The sequence below is a fragment of the Halomonas sp. I5-271120 genome (assembly GCF_030553075.1).
GTDB classification, from domain to species: domain Bacteria; phylum Pseudomonadota; class Gammaproteobacteria; order Pseudomonadales; family Halomonadaceae; genus Onishia; species Onishia taeanensis_A.
Genome location: NZ_CP130701.1, coordinates 1,611,238 through 1,633,440 on the forward strand (window position 1 = coordinate 1,611,238; position 22,203 = coordinate 1,633,440).

A 22,203-nucleotide genomic window follows, 5' to 3' on the forward strand; every position below is an offset into this window, starting at 1 on the left:
CTTGCGTGAGCCTCCATCGCAGCGTGTCAGCGTTCGCGCCCCATGGCCCGGCGCCCCAGGGCCCGGCGCAATGGCCCCGCCAGGTTAAGGCCGATAAGTCCCGCTGCCCGGGCATGCGAGAGCAGCGGGTGGTCAACGCCGAACAGCCGGATCAGGCCATCGCTGAAGCGGGTGACGCTGTGACGGTCGGCGGCGCGCTGGGCCTCGAAAGCCTGCAGGGTGGCCATATCGCCCGGCGCGCGGCCGGCTTCCAATCCCTCCTCGAGGGCGGCCACCAGATCCATCACACCGCGCAGCGCCAGGTTGAAGCCCTGACCGGCCACCGGATGCAGGGCATGGGCGGCGTTGCCGAGCACCGCAAGACCGGGCCGCACCTGCTCGGTGGCAGTGACCAGCGACAGCGGATAGGCGTGGCGCTTGCCGACCCGGCGAAAGTGACCGGCCCGATCGCCGAAGGCCTGCTGTAGACGCGCCAGGAAGTCGCCGTCGCTGGCGGCCAGGGTCTCCCCCTCGGCGCCTCCCTGATGGGTCCACACCAGCTCCATACGCTGGCCGGACAGCGGCAGCAGCGCCAGAGGCCCCTCGGGGGTGAAGCGCTCAAACGCTACGCCGTCGTGGGATCGGCTGACCTCCAGGTTGGCGATCACCGCCACCTGATCATAGGCCTCGTGCCGGCTCTCGATGCCAAGCCGCTCCTTGAGCCCTGAACGGCCGCCATCGGCCAGCACCGTCAGGCCCGCCTCGATCCGGCTGCCATCATCCAGCTCAAGCCGATGGCCGCCATCCTGCGGGCTGATCGAGGTCACCCGCGCCGGGCAGTGCCAATCAAGGGACAGCTCACCGAGCCGCTGATGCAGCACTCGGCCCATCCAGGCATTGGGCAGCACATAGCCCAGCGCCTCGACGCCGAACTCCCCGGCATTCAGCCGGGTGGCCCCCAGCCGCCCGCGCTCGCTGACATGAATGCGGCGGATCGGCTCGGCCTCCTCGGCCATCGCCGTCCATAGCCCCAGCGCCTCGAAGCGATCTCGAGAGCCCTGGGCGATAGCGCTGGCCCGGGCATCGAAGCTCGGCTGATAGGCCGTCTCATCGAGGTCGGGCAGAGGATTGGCCTCGATCACCGCCACGTTAAGCCCCGACCGCTCGATCAGGGGCGCCAGGGCACAGGCCAGGCTCGCCCCCACCAGGCCGCCGCCGACGATGGCGATATCGACCCGCTGACACGGCCTATCCTGCGTTTTGCGGGCGTCTTGGGTCATGCGCTCTTGCATTCGCTTTCGCTCAACGTAAAGAAAATCTCGCCTTTACGTAAATTACGTAAGGCAGTCTTGTCGGCCGCTGGCGCTGATCATTCCTTGGCCATCAGGGCTTCGATCTCTGCTACCCGCTTGGGCACTCCGGCGGTCAGCACCTCGTGGCCGTCGGCGGTCACCGCCACATCGTCCTCGATGCGGATGCCGATGCTGCGGAAGGCCTCGGGAATGTCCTCGTCGTCGGGAATGTAGAGGCCGGGTTCCACGGTCAGTACCATGCCGGGCACCAGCGGGCGAGGCTCGCCGTCGCGGCGGTAGCTGCCCACGTCGTGCACATCCAGGCCCAGCCAGTGGGAAGTAGAATGCAGGTAAAAGCGCTTGTAGCGCTCTTCGCTGATCACCGCCTCGAGATCACCCTCGAGCAGGCCAAGCTCCACCAGTCCGCGTGACAGGTCGCGCACCACGCCCTGGTGAATGGCGGCCAGGGTGGCGCCGGGCGTCACGGCCTCGATGGCGCGCTCCTGGGCCGCCAGCACGATGTCGTAGAGCTGGCGCTGGGCGCTTGAGAAGCGGCCGTTGACCGGGAAGGTGCGGGTGATGTCGCCGGCATAGAGATCGAACTCGGCGCCGGCATCGATCAGCACCAGTTCACCGTCCTCAAGCGGATCGTGGTTCTCAATGTAGTGCAGCACGCAAGCGTTGGCACCACCACCCACGATGCTGTCGTAGGCCGGACCCTGGGCGCCCTGCCAGCGGAACTCATGCTCAAGCTCGGCCTGCAGGTGATACTCATGAAGGCCAGGACGGGCGGTACGCATGGCGCGCACATGGGCCTGCGCCGAGACCTCGCCGGCGTGGCGCAGCAGGGCGAGCTCGGCCTCGCTCTTGGCCAGACGCTGCTCGTGCAGCAGCGGGGCCAGGTCGGCCAGAGCCTGCGGAGCGATGGCGCCGCGCCGGGCGCGGCCCTTGAGCTCACTGCGCACCTCATCGGCAAGCGCCAGGCTCTCGGCGTCGTCGAGCAGCAGGTACAGCGTCTCGCGGCCATCGATCAACTCGGCGAGATGCTCGACCCGCACCGGGTTCTCGAAAGCCTCGTCGATGGCAAAGTGGGCCAGCGCTCCTTCGATGCCAAAGCGGATGCCGGTCCAGGCCTCGATGGCTGGGTTGCGCTCCTGACAGAACAGCACGCTTTCGCCGGCTTCACGCCCGGGCAGCAACAGCAGCAGAGCATCGGGTTCGGGGAAACCGGTCAGATAATGAAAATCACTGCGCTGGCGAAAGGGATAGTCGCTGTCATTGCTGCGCGTCGTAAGGCTTGCCGCAGGTAGCAATACGGCGCTCTGCGAGGGGAGGGCGGCCATCAGGGTCTGGCAGCGCTGGCGATACTCGTCCCGGCCGATGGCGGCCGGGCGGGGAAGCATTTCGGGTGACATCTCGACTCCTGAGACGGGGTTCACTGTTGTGGGGCGTCAACCTCTTCGACCTGCGGCTGGCCGGGATGTTGCTCGGTGTAGAGCAGCATGGCCGCCATGCGGGCATGTTCGGTAAGCGCGAAGAGGTCGTTCTCGTTCTCGCTGCTGTCATCCAGGTCGACCTCGATACCTGCCAGCGTCTGCAGATCGTCCAGCGCTTCACGCAAGTTCGCCGACCAGGCGTTGCGCGTTTCGGTGTCAACGGCCTGGACCAGCTCGAGAAAGCCCAGTGTCCACTCTTGCAGGCCCTGGGCGCGCTCGGCCAGGGAGAACAGGTCGTCAGGCAACAGCGGCTCGTAGTTGAGTTCGGCGGCGGCCAGGGCATCGAGGGCCTGACGACGCCAGCCGAGCAGCACCTCGGCACTTTCCGGATCCCGCGGCTGCTCGATACCGAAAGTGGCGCACAGCTCATCGAGCCAGGCTTCGGCGCTAAGGTCATTGAGCGCCAGGGCGCCGGCCAGTCGCCCATCCTGAAAGGCCGGAGACTGCATGCTGCCGTGCATCAGGAAGACATCGGCAACCGTGGAAAAGTCGAGGCGATCGTTGATCAGTGACATGAAACACTCTTGAATCGGGCCGGCGCGGCGGCCGGCGAACATGGCTTGCGTTGACCGCTCGCGAGCGGCTCTCTTATAGTGAATCGATATCTTTCATAGTAACGCATCGGGCCCATCGCTGGCCCGGTCTGGAGCCCACCGATGACCGATGACGCCCGTCGCACTGCCGACATCACTCTTTTGGGCCGCAGCTACGTCATCGCCTGCCCACCGGATGAACAGGACCAGCTCGACCGCGCCGCCCGTTATCTGGATCGCGCCATGCATGGCATCCACTCCCAGTCCAAGGTGCTCGGCACCGAGAAGACCGCCATCATGGCGGCGCTGAACATCACCAATGAGCTCCTGCAGATGATCGACGAGCGCAAGGCCGATGAGGAGAGCCTCAACCGCCTCAACGAGCGTCTCGAACGAGCACTGGATGCTGGCAAGAGCGGCTGAGCAATCTGCGCTTTGGCGCTTAGCCCCGCTCTGGTAGGATGAAGGCGTTCCCTGGAATGTACGCCAGCCGTTACAGTCCCTCGAGCCTATGCGCATTACCCAGGGGGCCAAATGCTAGACAGACCCGTGTGCATGTCCGCGCGACGGAAAGCCTGACGGTCTGTCTGCGGCCACCCACCTTGAACCAATGGGTTCAAGGGCCAGAACGACAGCGGCATTCTGGGGAACCTCGATATCCGCCGCCCGCCGTGAGCTCGTACGCCATGCCTCATGCGCCCTTGCCTGACACGACCTTCCCGCGTGAGTTCCATCACGACGAGAAAGCCCCCGATTTGTCATTCTCGACAGTCGCCGATACGCCGAAGCAACGCCGTGAGCTGCGCCGCACCCTGCGCCGCCGTCGTCGCGCGCTAACACCTCGACAGCAACGCCAGGCCGCCAAGGCTCTGTGTCGCCGCTTGCGTGGACTGCCGGAGTTTCGTCGCGCCAAGCGCGTGGCGCTCTATCTGCCTAACGATAGCGAAATCGATCCCCGGCCGCTGATCGCCTGGCTCGAGCGTCGCGGGGCAGAGGTCTATCTGCCGGTGCTGGCACCACTGACGCACAACCGGCTGTGGTTCGTGCGCTACCACGCAGGCACGCCGATGGTCACCAACCGCTTCGGCATCCGCGAACCCGATACCCGGCACGGCGCCCATCGCGCCCGGCGCCTGCCCGCCTGGGCTCTGCAGCTGGTGCTGATGCCGCTGGTCGGCTTCGATGATCAGGGGCAGCGCCTGGGCATGGGCGGCGGCTTCTACGATAGAAGCTTCGCCTTCACACGCCAGCGCGGCCCGCGCCCTCGGCTGATCGGCCTGGCCCATGAGTGCCAGCGTGTACCGACGCTGCCGGTGGCGAGCTGGGACGTGCCTCTGGACGCCATCGTAAGCGATGCCCGGGTGCTTAGGCCCTGAGGACCCCCGGAGCCACCCCGTCAGGCTGGCACCCTCACGAGCGCCAGCACGCGACGCCCCCTCCAGGCCACGATGCCACCCTCGCACTAAACTCGGGCCACAAAAAAAGACCGGCCGCTGCCTGAGGGAGGCAGCGGCCGGTCTTTTGCCTAACCCCGCTTTAATACCGACCGATCACGCGCTCGGGTCATCGATGCGCGTCAGGGGTGGGAATACGGGTAGGGGCATTCACAGTCGGTCTGGCGTGGCTGTGATTAAAGGGGCTCAAAAGAACCTAGTTAAAAGAACCTGGTTAAAGGAGCGCTGGTCGAATGAGCTCTGACTGAGCGCATAAGGCCTGAGAGATCGGATAAACCTTGCGATGAAAGCCAAATGGTGACGCCTATCGCGTCACCACAGGCTCAGCGAAGCATCAGCTTCCGACCAGGGCCTGAGCGTAACCGGTGGCGACCACTCCGAGACCGAAGACCAGCACCAGCGCCATGACCAGATCGGGCTTGCGTTTCATTGCCAACTCCGTGATGTCGTAACAAAAGATGAAAGCGTCGTCTGACTAACGACGTTTAAGACTATAAGGCTAAGCCTAAAGAATGACAATCGCCTTAATAGCCAGAACACATGATAAAACGCCTGCCACCTCTAAGGCTAGCCGTTAGTCAACACTTACCTACTGTTACGACTGCGGACCATCAGGCCATGAATAACCTATAGGCCGGATTATGGGTTTCTTTCCAGTACCGGTAACCGATAGCGTCGAAATATTCCTCGACATGAGAGCGATCGTCGCTGGGCATCTGCATGCCGACCAGCACCCGGCCATAGGCAGCACCATGGTTGCGGTAGTGAAACAGCGAAATGTTCCAGTCAGCCGGCAGGTGCGTCAGGAAGTTCATCAGGGCCCCGGGGCGTTCCGGGAACTCGAAGCGATAGACTTCTTCTTCGAACTGCTCCTTGGGTCGGCCGCCGCCCAGGTGGCGAATATGCAGCTTGGCCATCTCGTCATCGGTGAGATCAACCACCGGGTAGCCCTCGTCACGCAGCTTGGCGATCACCGCCTGGCGATCCTCGCCGCCCGGCTTGACCTGCACACCGACGAAGATGTGAGCGGCGTCCGGGTCGGCGTAGCGGTAGTTAAACTCGGTGACCATGCGCTTGCCGATTGCCTTGCAGAAGCGCTTGAAGCTGCCCGGGCGCTCGGGGATGGTCACCGCCAGGATGGCCTCGCGCTGCTCGCCAAGTTCGGTGCGTTCGGCGATGTGCTGCAGGCGATCGAAGTTGGTGTTGGCGCCTGAGTTGATGCACAGAAGCGTCTCGCCCTCGGCGCCGTCACGCTGGATGTACTTCTTGAGGCCAGCCAGCGACAGGGCGCCGGAGGTCTCGGCCACCGCGCGGGTGTCCTCGAAGATATCCTTGACCGCGGCACACATCTCATCGGCGTTGACGGTGATGATCTCATCGATCAGATCCCTGGCGATGGCGAAGGGCACTTCACCGGCCTGGGCCACCGCAACGCCTTCGGCGAAGACGCCGACCTGATCCAGCACCACTCGCTCACCGGCTTCCAGGGCAGCCTTGAAGCTGGCGCTGTCTTCGGATTCGACCCCGATGACCTTGATCTCGGGACGCAGGTACTTGATGTAGGCAGCCACGCCGGCGATCAGGCCACCGCCGCCCACCGGCACGAAGACCGCATCCAGGCGGCCGCTGTGCTGGCGAAGGATTTCCACACCGATGGTGCCCTGACCCGCGACCACGTCGATGTCGTCGAAGGGTGGAATGTAGGTATAGCCGTGCTCGGCGATCAGCTCCTGAGCATGGGCGGCGGCGGCGGCAAAGGCATCTCCCTTGAGGATCACCTTGGCTCCCCGGGCGCGCACCGCCTGGACCTTGATTTCCGGGGTGATGCGCGGCATCACGATCACCGCCTTGACGCCCATCAGCTTGGCAGCCAGCGCCAGCCCCTGGGCATGGTTACCCGCCGAGGCGGCGATCACGCCCTTGGCCTTCTGCTCGTCGGAAAGCTGCGCCATCTTGTTGTAGGCACCACGGATCTTGAAGGAGTAGACCGGCTGCAGGTCTTCACGCTTGATCAGAATCTGGTTGTGCAGACGCTTGGAAAGGATGGTGGCCGCTGAAATCGGCGTTTCCCGTGCCGCTTCGTAGACCCGGGCGGTGAGTATCTTCTTGACGGTTTCTTCGAGCATCCTGATATCCCAAGGGCGTCGGCATGACCCAAAGCCATGCGACCAACGCGTGCGTGGCAAAACATCTATTGGTAGCAGACCCGCTGCCGTGGCGTCCAGCGCCTTCGACGCCGGGACAGGGGACCATCAACACGGGCGCGGAACTGGCCTATAATCGCGGCGCTTCTTCCGCCGATCCCAAACTCCGACAACCCCAAGCGAGCTCTCATGACCCAAGACGAACTGAAGGAGGCGGTAGCCGCCGCCGCCATCGAGGAAATTCGCCCGCTGCTCGGCAGCGAAGTGATCATCGGCGTCGGCACCGGCTCTACCGCCGACCGTTTCATCGACCGCCTGGCCGCTCTGCGCGACGACTTCAAGGCCGCCGTAGCAAGCTCCGAGGCCACCGCCAAGCGCTTGAAATCCCACGGCATCGACGTGGTCGAGATGAACTTCGCCGGCACGGTACCGGTGTACGTGGACGGCGCCGACGAGATCAACCCGCGCCTTGAGATGATCAAGGGCGGCGGGGCGGCCCTGACCCGCGAGAAGATCGTTGCTGCCTGCGCCCAGCGCTTCGTCTGTATCGCCGATGCCTCGAAGCAGGTAGACGTGCTGGGCGATTTCCCGCTGCCGGTGGAGGTGATCCCCATGGCTCGCTCCTACGTGGCCAGAGAGCTTGTGAAGCTCGGCGCCACGCCGGTCTATCGCGAAGGGGTGGTGACCGATAACGGCAACCAGATCCTCGACTGCTATGAGTTCATGATAGAGGACCCGGTGGCCATGGAGGCCCGCATCAACGCCATCGTCGGCGTGGTCACCAACGGCCTGTTCGCCTCGCGCGGTGCCGATGTGCTGCTGCTCGGGGGTCCCCAGGGCGTGGCGCGCACCGAAAAAGACAAGGCGTAAGCGAGCACCTACTTCGCCTTTATCATCCTCTCCAGGCCTTCCAGGGTGCGTGAGAGCGCGCCCCGGTTGGCCGCCACCACCTGCCGACCGGCTTCGCCGAGGCGTTCTCTGTCTGCCGGGTCGTCGATCAGCGCGCCCAAGGCCTTCGAAAGCGCTTCGGCATCGGCGACGTCGGTGAGCGCCCCTGCCTCACGCAGGGTCGCGGCGACATCGCTGAAATTCTCAAGTGATGGCCCGGTGACCACCGGCACTCCCCGCACCGCGGGCTCGAGCAGGTTGTGCCCGCCGATTGGCACCAGGCTGCCGCCCACGAAGGCAACATCCGCGGCCCCATAGAAGGTCGAGAGCTCGCCCATGGTATCGCCAAGATAGACGTTCGTGTCGCGGCTGGGGCGCTCATTTTTTGATCGACGCGCCACACTCATGCCCTGCGCCTCACACAGTGCGGCGACATCATCGAAGCGCTGAGGGTGACGGGGGACCAGGATCATCAGCGCATCGGGGTGCGTCTCGAGCAGGCGCCGGTGGGCGTTGAGCAGCTGTTCATCTTCGCCCGGATGCGTCGAGCCGGCGACCCAGATCGGCCGCTCTCCGAGCCATGCATGTAAGCGCTCACTATCAGCAACATCCTCATCAGAGGCGCTCACATCGAACTTGAGCGAGCCCACTACGGTAGTGCCCGCACCGGCCATGCCCAGGGTTCGGTAGCGCTCAGCATCTTCGTCGGATTTGGCAGCCAGCCAGCCGACGTCGGCCAGCGCCGCCGCCATCAGCGGGCGGATCTTCATGTAACGCGCGAAGGCGCGGAGCGACAGGCGGCCGTTGACTACCGCGACCGGCACGCCGCGGCGTCGGCAGGCGGCAAGCAGGTTGGGCCATAGCTCGGTCTCGAAGAAGATCGCCTGCACCGGTGCGAGCCGGGCGACGAAGCGCCGCGCGGCACCGGGGAAATCCAACGGCACGAAGTGATGGCTCACTATCGCGCCAACGCCTTTTCCATTGAGGGTGTCGGCCAGCGCCTGAACCCGGTCGGCGCCGGTGGCCGTCATGGTGGTAACCACCAACTGGTGCCCGGGGCGAGCGGCGGCCAGCGCCTCGATCAGCGGACGCGCCGCCAGCACCTCACCCACCGACGCGCAGTGCAGCCAGGTGACGGGGCGCTCGCTGAGACCGTCAGCCGATGTGCCACTAGCGTTGCGGGGAATCATCCCCAGGCGTGCCAGCCTCGGGTGAGCAAGTGCCTGCTCACGCCATACCCGTCGCCAGATCAGCGGCGAAAGCACATAGAGCGCCCCCGAATAGAGGCAGCGCGGCCAGCAGGCAAGCATCAGCGTTCCCGGTCGAGAATGGTCGAGATCATCGCCGTGGTAGAGACGCCGTCTTCGAAGTCGAGCACCCGCACCTCGCCGCCGTTGGCGATCACCGCCTCGCCGCCGGCGATATCGGCAGGCTGATAATCACCGCCCTTGACCAGCACGTCGGGCAGCACGGTCTCGATCAGCGACGCCGGGGTGTCCTCGCCAAAGGGCACCACCCAGTCCACGGCGCCGAGGCCCGCGAGCACCTGCATGCGCCGCTGCAGGGGGTTGATCGGCCGGGTCGGCCCCTTGAGGCGCGCGATCGAGGCATCGTCGTTGACCGCCACGATCAGCCGATCGCCGAGTCGTCGGGCCTGCTCCAGATAGGCGACATGGCCGGCGTGCAGGATGTCGAAGCAGCCATTGGTCATCACCACCTTCTCGCCGCGGGCCTGGGCGGCGCGTACCGCCTCGACCAGCGGCGCGGCCTCGATGAGGCCGAACTCGGCGAGCTTGTCGCCGTGCAGTGCCGTATAGAGCTCGGCGATCGACAGGGTCGCGGTGCCGGGTTTGGCCACCACCAGGCCGGCGGCCAGGTTGGAAAGCGTCATGGCTTCGGGGAAGCCGTGACCGGCGGCCAGCGCCAGCCCCAGCACGCCGATCACGGTGTCGCCAGCGCCGGTGACGTCATAGACCTCGCGGGCCCGGGTGGGCAGATGAAGGGGGGCATGATCAGCGCGGATCAGGGTCATGCCCTTCTCGCTACGGGTGATCAGCAGAGCCTCCAGGTCGAGCTCGACCCTCAGCGCCTCGCCCTTGGCAGCCAGCTCCTCGTCGGTTCGGCAAGGGCCGACCACGGCCTCGAATTCGGTCAGGTTGGGGGTGACCACGCTGGCCCCGCGATAGCGGCGGAAATCGCTGCCCTTGGGGTCGACCAGCACCCGCTTGCCTGCATCGCGCACCATCTGGATCAGCGATTCGACGCGATTCAGGGTGCCCTTGCCATAATCGGAGAGGATCACCAGATCGGCGTCACCGAGCTGCGCCGCGACCTGATCATGCAAGTCCTGGGTATCCACCTCGTCCAGCGCCTGCTCGAAATCCAGGCGGATCAGCTGCTGGTTGCGGCTCATGACCCTGAGCTTGGCAATCGTCGGTATTTCAGGGCTACGCTGGAAGTGAGTGGTCACTCCGGAATCTTCGAGCCGATGGGTCAGCAGGTTGGCGTTCTCATCGTCGCCGACCAGGCCCGCCAAGGCGGCGTGGGCGCCCAGTGAGGCAATATTGAGCGCCACGTTGGCGGCCCCGCCGGGACGGTCCTCGCCGTCGTTGACCTTGACCACCGGCACCGGCGCCTCCGGCGAGATCCGCGAGGTGCCACCGTGCCAGTAGCGATCGAGCATCACATCGCCTACCACCAGCAGACGGGCCTGTTCGAGGGCGGTCAAATCAAACTTCATCGCGGGACTCCATGAGTAGAGCGTCGAGGTGAGCGATCACGTCATCGGCATGGATCAACGACATGGCATCGGGGTGACGTACACGCGTGCCCCAGACGATCTCGTCAGGCGACTTGTGCAGGTAGGCGCGCACGGCCTCGGGATAGCGATTGACGACATGCTCGCGCCAGCGATAGGGCGCGGCGCGTTGCGGGTTGGTGGTGGCATAGAGCCCCACGGTCGGCGTATTCAGGGCGTTGGCCATATGCACCGGCCCGGAATCAGGCGCGACGACGGCACGCGCAGCGTCGATCAGAGCCAGCAGCCCCTTCAGCGAGGTGCCACCGATGGCGTCGATCACCGCGCCCTCGGAGCACAGCGCCTGGATGCGGGCACCCATCTCGCGCTCCTGGGTGCTGCCGCCCCCGCTCATCACTGTCGCCAGGCCGTGACGGCTCCACAGGTGTTCGATCACCGCGGCATAGCCCTCGGCGGACCAGTTGCGGAAGTTGCGCAGCCGCGGGTTGGCGCAGGGGCTGATCAGCACGTACTCTCGCTCGCCGCTGACCTGGCGCGCTTCGCGCCGAGCGTCGTCGGGAATCGCCAGACCCCACTCCGGCGTCAGGTCCTCAACGCCGAGCTCGCGGGCAAAATCCATGAAGGATTCGAGCACATGGGCACGCGGATGCGGCGCCAGCTGATGCTGGGTGAACCAGTGTTGCCAGTCCTTGGCCCGGGCCTTGTCGTAACCGATGCGCACTTTGGAGCGCAGCCCCAGCGACAGCACGCTGGCACGCAGCGACTGCTGCATGTGCAGCAGCGTATCAAAGCGGGTGTCCTTGAGCGTGCGCCATATCTCGCGCATGCCGGCAAGACCGGTCGATTTGTCGTAGACCACGAACTCGACCCCGGACAGGCCCGACAGTAAACTGTGCTCCGCCTTACCGACGATCCAGGTAATGCGCACGCCCGGCCACTGCCGCTGCAGGGCACGCACGGTCGGCACCAGGTTACAGACATCGCCCAGGGCCGAGAGCCTAAGCACGCAAAGGTGCGTGGGGTGGACGGGCAGAGGATGCTTCATGCAGTTGGCAACGTTCCAGAAAGACAAGGCTCTCATTCTATATGATGCAGGGCGTTTTTGTGACGGGGGAAAACCGGCACAGGGCCGCGAGACTGCCAACAAGCATGCGACTGCCAGCGATCACCTGGCGTCACCCGTGCCTCTGGAACCACGCTGGTTCTGCCCGGACTACTGGCGTGCGCATGGCACTGTGACCGGCGAGGCGCCTGGTCGCGGGGCGAGTCTCTTCTTGAAGGCCCCCGACCGGCCGGACGAGCAATGGGTGCTGCGCCCCTACCGGCGCGGCGGCCTGATCGCCCGCGTCAACGACTCAAGCTACCTGTGGACCGGTCGCGAGGGCACCCGCGCCTTTCGCGAGCTGCACCTGACCGCCGCTCTCCATGCCAAGGGGTTGCCTGTGCCTCGCCCTGTGGCTGCCGGCGTCTGGCGGCGCGGCCTTGTCTATCAGGCAGCGTTGATCACCGTTCGCCTGACCGGCGCCCGCGCCTTGGCCGACTGCCTGCCGGACGCCGACGCCGCGCTGCTCGAACGCGTCGGCGCTACCATTCGCCGCTTCCATGACGCCGGACTCGACCATGTGGACCTCAATGCCCGTAACCTGCTGGTCGGCCCGCAGGGCGAGGTCTTCATGATCGATCTGGACCGCTGTCGCCTGCGGGCTGCGGGTCGCTGGCAGGCGGGCAACCTAGCACGACTCGAGCGTTCGCTCGAGAAGTTCGCCTCAGCGGCGGCGCTGCCCGCCATTCTCGCTGGTTACCACGGCAACACCGACGCCTGACCCGAGCGGGCGAAGTACTTGTCCATCACCAGCAGGCCTACCAGGCGCTCGCGCCGCTTGTTTTCAAACTGCGCCACGTATGCGTTGGCGTTGGCGATGATGCGCCTGGCCTCATCGGGGTGACCCCGGTAGTAGGCGATCTTTTCATCGAGATCGCCATAGTCATCGGCGAGCTGCACATAGTGGTGGCCGGGAACCAGCCGCCCCTCCATGAACCAGGTCTCGAAGCGCGGCGCGGCCATGAAACACAGGGAATTCGAGGCCATGATCCACTTCAGATTGGTCGCCACATCCTTGCCTTCGATGCTCAGCACGAACTTGTACTGAAGCTGCTCCTCGATGCTCATGAAGGGCCGGTGATAGGGCTGCCCCCGGGAGCAGCGCCGCACATCGCCAACGTCGCATAGCGGGTGATCGTGGAAGCGTTCGACGAACGCCTGGCGGTGCGTCCGGTGGCAGGCGCCGCGCCAGACCAACCGGTCCTCTTTGGCCTCGAAAGGCATGCGGTCGGGAACGACGTAGTAGTGGCGCACGGTATTGAGCTTGAGCAGCACCGAATGCTGATTGTCACCGCTCACCGGCCGGCTCTTGAGGAAGGAGGGTCGCTCTGGCACCTCGCGGATATCGCCGAAGAGATGGCGAAAGCGCAGGTGCCGAGGGAAGAAGCGCAGGTAGCGCAGCAGATCGATATAGTAGGCCCAGCTGCCGTCGCGCCTGAAGCCGCCAATCGTCGTGGCTTTTTCACCTGGCTCGAAGGCCGAGGCACAGCGGTTGTAGTAGGCGACCCGCGCCTCGACATCCTGTCTCGCCGGCTCATCGAGGGTATCGAGCTCGGCCAATATTCCCGCCAGGCGCCGCCGATGGACGGCCGCCGGCACCACTAGCCCCACCGCATGCCTGGCATAGAAACGAAACTTGTGTGCGTTCTTGTGCAGCTGTGCCAGTAGCGTCTTCATCCGGGCCATCGTATCGCTAGTATGTTGTTCATCGGCAAGCGCCTAGAGGCGCGATGTCAGCGTCCGCATAGGCGATTGAAGCATTGTTGAGAGGCGATCAAGCATGTCGCATCATCCAATGCTAGTGTCGCCACCGCTCTGTGGCCGAGCTGCGCGCTCGCCGCTCGGCAGGCGCTGAATCATCATACGGACGAGCGATGGCACCGGCTAGGGCCTCGGCATCGTCGGGCGGCAAGACATCACACTGCTCTAAGCTCTGGACCAACTTTGAATCGGAGTCCCTGCCTGTGGAACTGCCTCTCTTGGCGCGCCAGCTCAGGTATAATTTTCGACGGATACATTTCCGGTCCGCTCCATTCGCCCGAGAGACACATCTGCAGGACCTTGTGAGACAAGGCTCACTCCTCTGTTCGACATGCGAGGCTAGGTATTCAGGATGACACCGCTCCACGACGCGCCCCAGGGGCAACGCATACTGGTCGTGCGCAACGACAAATTAGGCGACTTCATGCTCGCCTGGCCGGCGTTAGCCTCTCTCAAGCAGGCGCATGCCGGTAACCACATCAGCGTGCTGGTGCCGGAATACACGGCGCCACTGGCGCGGCAGTGCCCCTGGATCGATGAGGTGATTCTGGACCCGGGCGATTCCGGCGATCGGCACGCCCAGGCGCAACTGCTGGCTCGCATGCGCAAGGGAAATTTCAAGGCCTTACTGACGCTGTATTCCACACCGCGCATCGGCTGGCTGGGATGGCGATCGGGCATTCCCATGCGCCTCGCCCCAGCCACCAAGTGGGCACAGATCTTTTACCATCACCGCATCACCCAGCGGCGCTCACGCTCACAAAAGCCCGAGTACCAGTACAACCTGGACCTGGCCGAGGCCCTGCTTATCCGTCTTGGGCAGCCGGTGCCTGCCGCCCTAGCGCCGCCTTACTGGCCACTGCCGCAGGACGAACGACGAAGGCAGCGCCAACACCTGAAGGATGAACTCGACCTGATGACAGAGCGCTCCTGGGCCTTCCTGCATGCCGGCAGCGGCGGCTCGGCGGTCAACCTGACCCTCGAGCAGTATGCCTCCCTGGCGGGAAAGGTGGATGCGCGCCTCACCGAGGCGCAGGCCGCGGCTCCCCTGTGGCTGCTGACCTGTGGCCCGGGCGAGGAGGACACCGCCACCGCGCTCTGCAAGCGACTGACCGATCAGGACAGCGATGCCGTATTCGTGCCGCCTCGCCAAGGGCTCACCGACTTTGCGCTGAGCCTCGCCGCGGCCGACCTGTTTATTGCCGGATCAACCGGCCCGCTGCATATTGCCGGTTGCCTGGACCTGCCGACGGTCGGATTCTATCCGTCCAAGCGCTCCGCGACGCCGCTGCGCTGGCAGACCTGCAACCGTGAGCGGCATCGCCTCGCCTTCTGCCCCCCTGCCGATGCCGGCAGCGACACCGACATGTCGCGCATCGACTTGGACGTCGCCGCCGCGGAGATCAGCCAGTTTCTCGATCGCCGGAAGGCGCAGTCGTTCGAGTCCTGACCCACAGGTCGGCGTACTTGGCAAAGGTTGAGTGGGCCGATAGCAGGGCAAGCAGCAAGCCCTGCCGACCATCGAGAAAGCCTGCCTTGAGCAGGTACATGCGCAAGAAGCACCCCACGCCATGTAGGATACCCTCCGCTAAGCCAGCGCGCTTACCGCGGGCCGCGCGCTGCTCAGCCCAGGCTTGGGCATAGTGCGCCGACTTTTCTAGGTAATGGCGCATATCCCGATAAGTATAATGAAGCAGATCGCCAACCAACGGCTTGACCGGCAACCCCTCCGGGTTGGCGAGCTTCTCATGAACCATGGCGTCATCGTAACCGGCCAACCCTCGGGGATAGAGACGCGCCACGCGGTCGGGATACCAGCCGGAATGTCGAATGTATCGTCCAAAACAAAACGATAACCGGGGAAGAGTATAGATGGCAGGCTGATTCGCCCGAATAGCTGCCTGAATGCTGGCCGCCAGGGTAGGGGTGACACGCTCGTCGGCATCAATCATCAGGATCCAGTCGCTGCTTACCAGCCGCTCTGCGCGTTGCCGCTGGATACCGAAGCCCTTCCAGTCGTCTTCCACCATTACCCGATCCGTATGGCGCTTTGCGATCTCGCATGTCGTATCTTGGCTGCCGGCATCCACGACGACGATTTCATCAACCCAGCGGACGCTATTCAGGCAAGCCTCCAGATGATCAGCTTCATTCTTGACGATCAGTACTGCGGCCAAGCTCATGATAAATCAGATCCAATTCATTCAGGGTAAAAATAAGCGCCTCAAAGGCACAATCAAGCACGTTACCGCCTTGGCGACTTTTGGCGCGAAAAACACCGCCACAAAGGCACTGATTCAGTACTCATCTGCCTGCCGCCTCATATACGCCCCCTTGCTGGCCAATAGCCTCCAGCATGCGCTCGGGCGAGATATCCTTGAGGCAGTTGGTGTGGCCAAGCGGACAGTCCCTCGCAAAACACGGCGAGCAGGACAGCGCCAGATAATGAATTCGGGCGTTGCTGGTCAGCGGCGGCGTGTACTCGGGCGACGAGGAGCCGTAAATGGCGTGTACTCGGGTGCCGACCGCGGAGGCCACGTGCATCAGCCCCGAGTCGTTGGTCACCACCTGCTCGCAGTCGGCGAGCAGGTCCACGGCATCAGCAAGCCGCGTGCGCCCGCACAGGTTGTGGGCGTGAGACAGGCCCGCGCAGATCACCTCACCGGCCGGAGTATCCTTCGGCCCGCCCAAGACTCGAACCTCGTAGCCCTTGGTCACCAGCTGTACCGCCAGCGCATGAAAGTGCTCGAGAGGCCACTGCTTGGCAGGGCCATATTCGGCCCCCGGCATCATGCCGATGGCCGGGCGCGATGACAGCTGATGGTGAAGCCTGAGCTCGACCAGGTTGTCCGGGTTCACCGCCAGGCGGGGGCGCGGAATGGCGAAGTCACCGCTGGCTGCTTCCTCTTCGGGCAACCCCAGGGAGACGAAGCGCTTGACGGTCTGGTCGAGCAGCGTCTTGTCCAGGCGGCGCCGCTCATTGAGCAGCCATAGCCGCTGCTCGCCGGTAAAGCCCCGGCGCTTGGGGATACGTGCCAGGAAGGGCACCATCGCCGACTTCCACGATCGCGGCAGCACGATGGCGCGATCGAAGCGCCCCTTGAGATGACGTGCCAGCTCTCGACGAGCGGCGAAGCCGAGCTCGCCATGGCCGACCTCCAGTGCCAGCGCCTCGTCAACCTCCGCCATGCGCTCGAGGATCGGCAGCGACCAGCCGGGGGCGACCACGCCCAGCGTGCAGCCGGGATGGCGCGTCTTGAGCGTCATCAGAAGGCTCTGGGCCATCACCATGTCCCCGACCCAGGATGGCCCCACTACCAGAATCCGCTCGCCGGCGTCAGCCATTCAGCCACTCCAGATACTCGCGCACGCCCTCGGCGACGGTCTTGAACTCGGCGGTATAGCCGGCCTCGCGCAGGCGCGTGATATCCGCACGGGTATAGCTCTGGTAGCGCCCCTTGAGCTCATTCGGGAAGTCGATGAAATCGATTTGGCCCTTGCCGTAGTAGTCGATCGCGGTATCGGCGATGGTCTTGAACGGTTCAGCCCGGCCGGTACCCAGGTTGAAGATTCCCGAACGGTCCGGGTTATCGAGGAACCACAGGTTCACATTCACCACGTCACCGACGTAGACGAAGTCGCGGCTCTGCATGCCGGCCTCATAACCGTCCCAGGCGCCGAACAGCTTGGGGTTCTGCCCGGCCTGAACCTGGGTGTGGTGATGATAGGCCACGCTCGCCATCTTGCCCTTGTGCTGCTCACGGGGCCCGTACACGTTGAAGTAGCGAAAGCCCACCACCTGGCTTTTGAAGGTGTCCCAACGCGCCCGCACATACTGATCGAACAGCAGCTTGGAGTAGCCGTAAACGTTGAGTGGCTTCTCGTGCTCGGGGGCCTCGAAGAACACCTCGCTGCCGCCATAGGTCGCCGCCGACGAGGCATACAGGAAGGGGATGCCCTTGGCCTGGCAGAAGTTGAGCAGCACCTTCGAATATTCGAAGTTGTTTTCCATCATGAAGCGCCCGTCCCACTCGGTGGTGTCGGAGCAGGCACCCTCGTGGAAGATCGCTTCGATCTCCGGCAGCCCGGCATCATCGCCGCGCAGAGAGGCCTCGATGCGCATCAGGAAGTCATCTTTATCGAGATAGTCCCCCAGTGTGCAGTCGGCCAGGTTGACGAACTTGGTGCCGTCGGAAAGATCATCCACCACCAGCACGTCTTGGCGACCGCGGGCATTCAGTGCTTTGACCAGATTGGCGCCGATAAAGCCGGCGCCGCCTGTGACTACAATCATCGTCAATTCCCCATCATGTTCGGCACACGGCTCAATCCGTCCGCGCGCCTATATCCGATTAACCTCTGATTGTATACTTGGCAGTTCTTGAATTCATGGGCCAACGGTGCTTCACCAATGACACAGTCGACGCCAGACGTGAAAACCTTCCAGGGCCTTATCCTCGCCCTGCAGCAATATTGGGCCGAACAGGGCTGCGCCATCATGCAGCCGCTGGATATGGAAGTCGGTGCCGGTACCTTCCACCCCGCCACCTTCCTGCGCTCCATCGGCCCGGAAACCTGGAACGCTGCCTACGTTCAGCCTTCGCGCCGGCCAACCGACGGCCGCTACGGCGAGAACCCCAACCGCCTGCAGCACTATTACCAGTTCCAGGTCGTCATGAAGCCGTCGCCGGCCGACTTTCAGGCGCTCTATCTGGGTTCCCTTGAGCGTCTCGGCATCGACCCGCTGATCCACGACATCCGCTTCGTCGAAGACAACTGGGAATCCCCGACCCTGGGCGCCTGGGGCCTGGGCTGGGAAATGTGGCTAAACGGCATGGAGGTGACCCAGTTCACCTACTTCCAGCAGGCCGGCGGGATCGAATGCTATCCGGTGACCGGCGAGCTGACCTACGGCCTCGAGCGCATCGCCATGTACCTGCAGAACGTCGACAGCGTCTACGATCTGGTCTGGACCATCGCGCCGGACGGCACGACGGTCACCTACGGCGACGTTTTCCTGCAGAACGAGCGCGAGCAGTCGGCCTACAACTTCGAGCACGCCGACGTGCCGGCCCTGTTCGACGCCTTCGACTATCAGGAGCGCGAGTGCAGCAAGCTGCTTGAGGCCGGCCTGCCGCTGCCGGCCTATGAAATGGTGCTCAAGGCCTCCCACACCTTCAACCTGCTCGATGCCCGGCATGCCATCTCGGTCACCGAGCGCCAGCGCTTCATCCTGCGGGTTCGCACCATGGCTCGCGACGTGGCCCACGCCTATTACGAATCACGCAAGGCCGCTGGGTTCCCGATGGCCCCGGACGCCCTGAAACGCGAACTGCTAGCCGAACAAGGAGACGCCTGAGCCATGGCCACCGATACTTTCCTGATCGAACTCGGCGTCGAAGAACTACCGCCGAGCGCCATCGACAGCCTTTCCGACGCGCTGGCCAAGAGCCTGCGTCAGGGCCTCACCGAGGCCGACGTGTCCTTCGCTGAGGTGCGTGCCTATGGCACCCCGCGTCGACTCGCCGTGCAGATCGACGCTCTGGCCGACAAACAGCCGGACCGCGAGGTCGAACGCCGTGGCCCGGCGCTGGCCGCCGCCTTCAAGGATGGCGTGGCGACCAAGGCCGCCGAAGGCTTCGCCCGTTCCTGCGGCGTCAGCGTCGATGACCTGATCCACCTCGAGACGCCAAAGGGCACCTGGCTCGGCTATCGCGAACAGCAGCAGGGTGAAGCCGTTACCACCTTGCTGCCCGCTATTGTCAGCAAGGCCATCGATGGCCTGCCGGTGCCCAAGAACATGCGCTGGGGCAGCTCGCGCATCGAGTTCTCACGCCCGGTGCACTGGCTGGTGATGCTCTACGGACGCGAGGTCGTCGAGGCCAATGTGTTAGGCCTCACCGCCGGCCGCACCACCTATGGCCACCGCTTCCACGCCCCCGAGGCCATTGCGCTGACCCATGCCGATGATTATCTCGGCGCTCTGGAAAACGCCTATGTGCTCGCCGACCGCGACCGTCGTCGCGAACGCATCCGCGAACAGGTACTGGCCGAGGCCGAGTGTCTAGATGCCGAGGCGGTAATCGATGAGGACCTGCTGGTCGAGGTCAGCGGCCTGGTGGAATGGCCGGTGGCCCTCACCGGCAGCTTCGACGAGCGCTTCCTGGAAGTCCCCCCGGAGTGCCTGATCTCTTCGATGAAGGCCAACCAGAAATACTTCCACCTGCTGGATGCCGATGGCCGGCTCAAGCCGCTGTTCATCACCATCGCCAACATCGAAAGCCGGGACCCGCAGCAGGTGATCGAAGGCAACGAGAAGGTGATCCGGCCCCGCCTGGCCGATGCGGCCTTCTTCTATGACATCGATCGCAAGACCCCGTTAGCGGCTCGCCGCGAGGGGCTCGGAAGCGTGGTCTTCCAGCAGCAGTTGGGTACCCTCGCCGACAAGGCCACGCGCAGCGTGCCGGTGGCACGCTTCATCGCCGACCATATCGGCGGCAATGCCGAGCATGCCCAGCGCGCCACCGAGCTCGCCAAGTGCGACTTGGTCACCGAGATGGTGCTGGAGTTCCCCGAACTGCAGGGCATCATGGGCTGCTACTACGCCCGCCAGGACGGTGAAGCCGAGGACGTGGCTCAGGCCCTCTACGAGCAGTACCTGCCGCGCTTCGCCAGTGACGTCATCCCGCAGACCCGCACCGGCCAGGCGCTGGCGCTGGCCGATCGCCTTGACACCCTGACCGGCATCTTCGGTATCGGCGCACGGCCCACCGGCGCCAAGGATCCCTTCGCCCTGCGCCGCGCCGCCATCGGCGTGCTGAATATCCTGATCAAGGGCGAGCTGGACCTGGACCTGCGCGAGCTGCTTGAGCTTGCCGCGGCGCAGCACTCAGGCCTACCCAAGGCCGAAGGGCTGGTCGATGAAGTATTCGACTACATGCTCGACCGCTTCCGGGCCTGGACCCAGGACGAAGGCATCGCCGTCGAGGTCTATCTCGCCGTACGGGCACGCCCGGTCACCAAGCCGCTGGACTTCGCGCGTCGTGTACAGGCGGTGCATGCCTTCAGCCAGCGAGAAGAAGCCGCCGCTCTGGCTGCCGCCAACAAGCGAGTGGCCAACATCCTGGCCAAGCAGGAGCACGACGGCTCGACGCACGTCGACACCCACCTGCTGACAGAAGCCGCAGAACACGCCCTGGCCGAAGCGCTGGAAGCGCGTCGTGTCGCAGTGACACCGCTGTTCGCGGAAGCTCGTTATGCCGAGGCACTGGATGCGCTGTCCAGCCTTCGTGAGCCGGTCGACCGCTTCTTTGATGAAGTGATGGTGATGGCGGAAGACGATGATGTCCGCCGCAATCGCCTGGCTCTGCTCGCCAACCTGCAGGCCCTGTTCCTGGGCGTGGCCGATATTGCCGAGCTGCAGCAGTAAGAGCTCAGCGTTTCACGTGAAACAAAAACGCCCGACATCAATGTCGGGCGTTTTTTATCTAGCCTGACATCTCCTTTCCCTCAACCCTGCCGTGTTCCACATGAAACATGGTGCCTTAACGCACTTAAGACATGTCCGACGTGCCGTGCCTCAGGAAAAAACCTCGAACTGAGACTCGAGCGTACGTACACGACGTCATACAGCGGGCATGGGCGTCAAAAACAGAGTATGCCTGCCTGCTCACTCAGCACCATCTCGCTGATGCGCTGGGCCTGACGGCCATCCACGTGAATCGCGTTCTGAGACAACTCCGGGAAGCAGGAATGGTCACGTTCCGGGACGGCATCGTGACCTTCGACAACTACAGCAAACTGGTGGAATTTGCGGAATTCGACCCGACCTACCTCAACCACGGAGGGCCGCTACTCAGGTAGTGATCGAAGTCTGGTGGTGTTTTACCTAACGAGCATGTTTCACGTGGAACATTCATTCGAGTCATTCACGAGGTGTTGCATCCGCCAGTTGTTCCATGTGAAACACCCACCTACACTAAACGTTTGAGCCTACCCACTGAGACACTCCGTCATGCCCATTGCACCAAAACTTGTGATTCTCGATCGTGATGGCGTCATCAACCAAGACTCCGACAACTACATAAAATCTCTCGACGAATGGGTGCCCTATCCCAGTGCTATCGATGCCATCGCAAGGCTCAGTCGCACCGGCTGGACAGTAGCCGTCGCCACCAACCAGTCAGGAATCGCCAGGGGATATTTCGATGAAAGCGTCGTGGACGCGATTCATACCCGGCTGAATGCTCTGGTAGAGGATGCCGGTGGCAAGATCGAACAAATCGTCTACTGTCCCCATGAACCTGCTGATAATTGCCAGTGCCGTAAACCCAAGGCGGGGCTACTGGAAACGATTCGCGACCGGCTTGGTCTCGCAGATCTCGCGCGCAGCTGGATGGTGGGCGATAGCCTGCGCGATCTCCAAGCGGGAGAAGCCATTGGCTGTCGTAGCGCACTGGTGCGAACGGGCAAGGGAGGCGACACCGAAGCCAAGGGAGAGGGACTGCAGCATGCCAGGGTCTTCGATGACCTATCCGCATTCGTGGGATGGCTGATCGACGACACCCAGGCCTCTGACAATCTTGTTGCCAGCAACGCTGCTGACGATCCAGGTCCCGTCAAAGAGGAAGACGCCAGCCTGGGTGCAGACCAGATACCGCCGTTGAGCCAGCCACCCGCCTGATGATGGCTGACCTAGCGCCAGGCAGGCACCTGACACCAAAACCACTCCACCAGAACCAACGACACGAGGCCGGCAAATGCCGGCCTCGTGTCGTTAAGGGAGCGGAGCGTGGT

At 63.9% G+C, this 22,203-nt stretch carries 18 protein-coding genes, 1 other RNA gene and 2 pseudogenes; 10 read left to right on the plus strand and 11 right to left on the minus strand.

All coding sequences use genetic code 11. From position 1 onward, the window contains the following. Positions 1-26: 26 nt before the first annotated feature. From ubiH to Q2K57_RS07185, 3 genes are all read right to left on the minus strand, one after another. Positions 27-1,259 carry a 2-octaprenyl-6-methoxyphenyl hydroxylase gene (ubiH, locus tag Q2K57_RS07175; RefSeq protein WP_304526455.1) on the minus strand — a complete coding sequence of 411 codons (1,233 nt, stop codon included), beginning with the start codon at positions 1,257-1,259 and terminating at the stop codon, positions 27-29. An 89-nt stretch (positions 1,260-1,348) separates the two neighbouring features. Then, the gene (gene pepP / locus Q2K57_RS07180; protein ID WP_304526456.1) at positions 1,349-2,686 is read right to left on the minus strand and encodes a Xaa-Pro aminopeptidase; all 1,338 of its coding nucleotides are present in this window, start codon (positions 2,684-2,686) and stop codon (positions 1,349-1,351) included. Between the two features lie 20 nt (positions 2,687-2,706). Continuing rightward, positions 2,707-3,282, minus strand: a complete 576-nt coding sequence (locus tag Q2K57_RS07185; RefSeq protein WP_304526457.1) for a UPF0149 family protein — start codon at positions 3,280-3,282, stop codon at positions 2,707-2,709. Between the two features lie 141 nt (positions 3,283-3,423). Between Q2K57_RS07185 and Q2K57_RS07190 the strand changes: the two genes are divergently transcribed. The 3 genes from Q2K57_RS07190 (at position 3,424) to Q2K57_RS07200 (ending at position 4,676) form a co-directional block, all read left to right on the plus strand. Beyond that, on the plus strand, positions 3,424-3,723 hold the full coding sequence (locus Q2K57_RS07190; RefSeq protein ID WP_112055694.1) for a cell division protein ZapA: 300 nt from the start codon (positions 3,424-3,426) through the stop codon (positions 3,721-3,723). Between the two features lie 45 nt (positions 3,724-3,768). Continuing rightward, positions 3,769-3,953, plus strand: a non-coding RNA gene (gene ssrS / locus Q2K57_RS07195) — 6S RNA. Between the two features lie 33 nt (positions 3,954-3,986). Further along, positions 3,987-4,676 (plus strand): 5-formyltetrahydrofolate cyclo-ligase, encoded by a 690-nt coding sequence (locus Q2K57_RS07200; protein ID WP_304526458.1) that lies wholly within the window; start codon positions 3,987-3,989, stop codon positions 4,674-4,676. A gap of 689 nt (positions 4,677-5,365) precedes the next feature. On the opposite strand, the gene ilvA is transcribed toward Q2K57_RS07200, so the two are convergent. Continuing rightward, positions 5,366-6,880 carry a threonine ammonia-lyase, biosynthetic gene (gene ilvA / locus Q2K57_RS07205; protein WP_112055692.1) on the minus strand — a complete coding sequence of 505 codons (1,515 nt, stop codon included), beginning with the start codon at positions 6,878-6,880 and terminating at the stop codon, positions 5,366-5,368. A 207-nt stretch (positions 6,881-7,087) separates the two neighbouring features. On the opposite strand from ilvA, the gene rpiA reads away from it, so the two are divergent. Beyond that, the gene (rpiA, locus tag Q2K57_RS07210; protein ID WP_112055691.1) at positions 7,088-7,768 is read left to right on the plus strand and encodes a ribose-5-phosphate isomerase RpiA; all 681 of its coding nucleotides are present in this window, start codon (positions 7,088-7,090) and stop codon (positions 7,766-7,768) included. Between the two features lie 8 nt (positions 7,769-7,776). Here rpiA and waaA read toward each other — a convergent pair whose 3' ends face one another. The 3 genes from waaA to Q2K57_RS07225 are packed head-to-tail and all read right to left on the minus strand — an operon-like array spanning position 7,777 to position 11,589. Continuing rightward, a complete protein-coding gene (waaA, locus tag Q2K57_RS07215) occupies positions 7,777-9,096 on the minus strand; it encodes a lipid IV(A) 3-deoxy-D-manno-octulosonic acid transferase (protein WP_304526459.1) in 1,320 nt (439 codons plus the stop codon). Next, a complete protein-coding gene (gene hldE, locus Q2K57_RS07220; protein WP_304526460.1) occupies positions 9,096-10,526 on the minus strand; it encodes a bifunctional D-glycero-beta-D-manno-heptose-7-phosphate kinase/D-glycero-beta-D-manno-heptose 1-phosphate adenylyltransferase HldE in 1,431 nt (476 codons plus the stop codon). The genes waaA and hldE overlap by 1 nt, the downstream gene beginning before the upstream one ends. Beyond that, positions 10,516-11,589: a glycosyltransferase family 9 protein gene (locus Q2K57_RS07225; protein WP_304526461.1), complete on the minus strand. Its 1,074-nt coding sequence runs from the start codon at positions 11,587-11,589 to the stop codon at positions 10,516-10,518. The genes hldE and Q2K57_RS07225 overlap by 11 nt, the downstream gene beginning before the upstream one ends. Between Q2K57_RS07225 and Q2K57_RS07230 the strand changes: the two genes are divergently transcribed. Then, entirely contained in the window at positions 11,588-12,367 is a 780-nt protein-coding gene (locus tag Q2K57_RS07230) for a 3-deoxy-D-manno-octulosonic acid kinase (RefSeq protein ID WP_304526462.1), read from the plus strand. The two genes, Q2K57_RS07225 and Q2K57_RS07230, sit on opposite strands and share 2 nt — an antisense overlap. Here the strand turns inward: Q2K57_RS07230 and Q2K57_RS07235 are convergent. After that, a complete protein-coding gene (locus Q2K57_RS07235) occupies positions 12,343-13,323 on the minus strand; it encodes a glycosyl transferase family 90 (protein WP_304526463.1) in 981 nt (326 codons plus the stop codon). The two genes, Q2K57_RS07230 and Q2K57_RS07235, sit on opposite strands and share 25 nt — an antisense overlap. 436 nt (positions 13,324-13,759) lie before the next feature. Here Q2K57_RS07235 and Q2K57_RS07240 point away from each other — a divergent pair, with 436 nt between their 5' ends. Beyond that, complete coding sequence (locus Q2K57_RS07240) at positions 13,760-14,857, plus strand: glycosyltransferase family 9 protein (RefSeq protein ID WP_304526464.1); 1,098 nt, start codon at positions 13,760-13,762, stop codon at positions 14,855-14,857. On the opposite strand, the gene Q2K57_RS07245 is transcribed toward Q2K57_RS07240, so the two are convergent. The 3 genes from Q2K57_RS07245 to rfaD all read right to left on the minus strand — a co-directional run bounded on the left by Q2K57_RS07245 (position 14,811) and on the right by rfaD (position 17,701). Next, positions 14,811-15,590: a glycosyltransferase family 2 protein gene (locus Q2K57_RS07245; RefSeq protein WP_304526465.1), complete on the minus strand. Its 780-nt coding sequence runs from the start codon at positions 15,588-15,590 to the stop codon at positions 14,811-14,813. The two genes, Q2K57_RS07240 and Q2K57_RS07245, sit on opposite strands and share 47 nt — an antisense overlap. 121 nt (positions 15,591-15,711) lie before the next feature. Next, the gene (gene waaF, locus Q2K57_RS07250) at positions 15,712-16,752 is read right to left on the minus strand and encodes a lipopolysaccharide heptosyltransferase II (RefSeq protein WP_304526466.1); all 1,041 of its coding nucleotides are present in this window, start codon (positions 16,750-16,752) and stop codon (positions 15,712-15,714) included. Then, on the minus strand, positions 16,745-17,701 hold the full coding sequence (gene rfaD, locus Q2K57_RS07255; RefSeq protein WP_304526467.1) for an ADP-glyceromanno-heptose 6-epimerase: 957 nt from the start codon (positions 17,699-17,701) through the stop codon (positions 16,745-16,747). Before rfaD ends, waaF begins: the two co-directional genes overlap by 8 nt. A gap of 117 nt (positions 17,702-17,818) precedes the next feature. Here rfaD and glyQ point away from each other — a divergent pair, with 117 nt between their 5' ends. The 4 genes and pseudogenes from glyQ to gmhB all read left to right on the plus strand — a co-directional run. After that, positions 17,819-18,766 carry a glycine--tRNA ligase subunit alpha gene (glyQ, locus tag Q2K57_RS07260; protein ID WP_304526468.1) on the plus strand — a complete coding sequence of 316 codons (948 nt, stop codon included), beginning with the start codon at positions 17,819-17,821 and terminating at the stop codon, positions 18,764-18,766. A gap of 3 nt (positions 18,767-18,769) precedes the next feature. Continuing rightward, positions 18,770-20,836: a glycine--tRNA ligase subunit beta gene (gene glyS, locus Q2K57_RS07265; protein ID WP_304526469.1), complete on the plus strand. Its 2,067-nt coding sequence runs from the start codon at positions 18,770-18,772 to the stop codon at positions 20,834-20,836. A gap of 131 nt (positions 20,837-20,967) precedes the next feature. Further along, positions 20,968-21,153: pseudogene (locus Q2K57_RS18345) on the plus strand (hypothetical protein); the annotation flags it as partial. Positions 21,154-21,421: 268 nt separating this feature from the next. Beyond that, positions 21,422-21,964: pseudogene (gene gmhB / locus Q2K57_RS07270) on the plus strand (D-glycero-beta-D-manno-heptose 1,7-bisphosphate 7-phosphatase); the annotation flags it as partial. Positions 21,965-22,203: the final 239 nt, after the last annotated feature.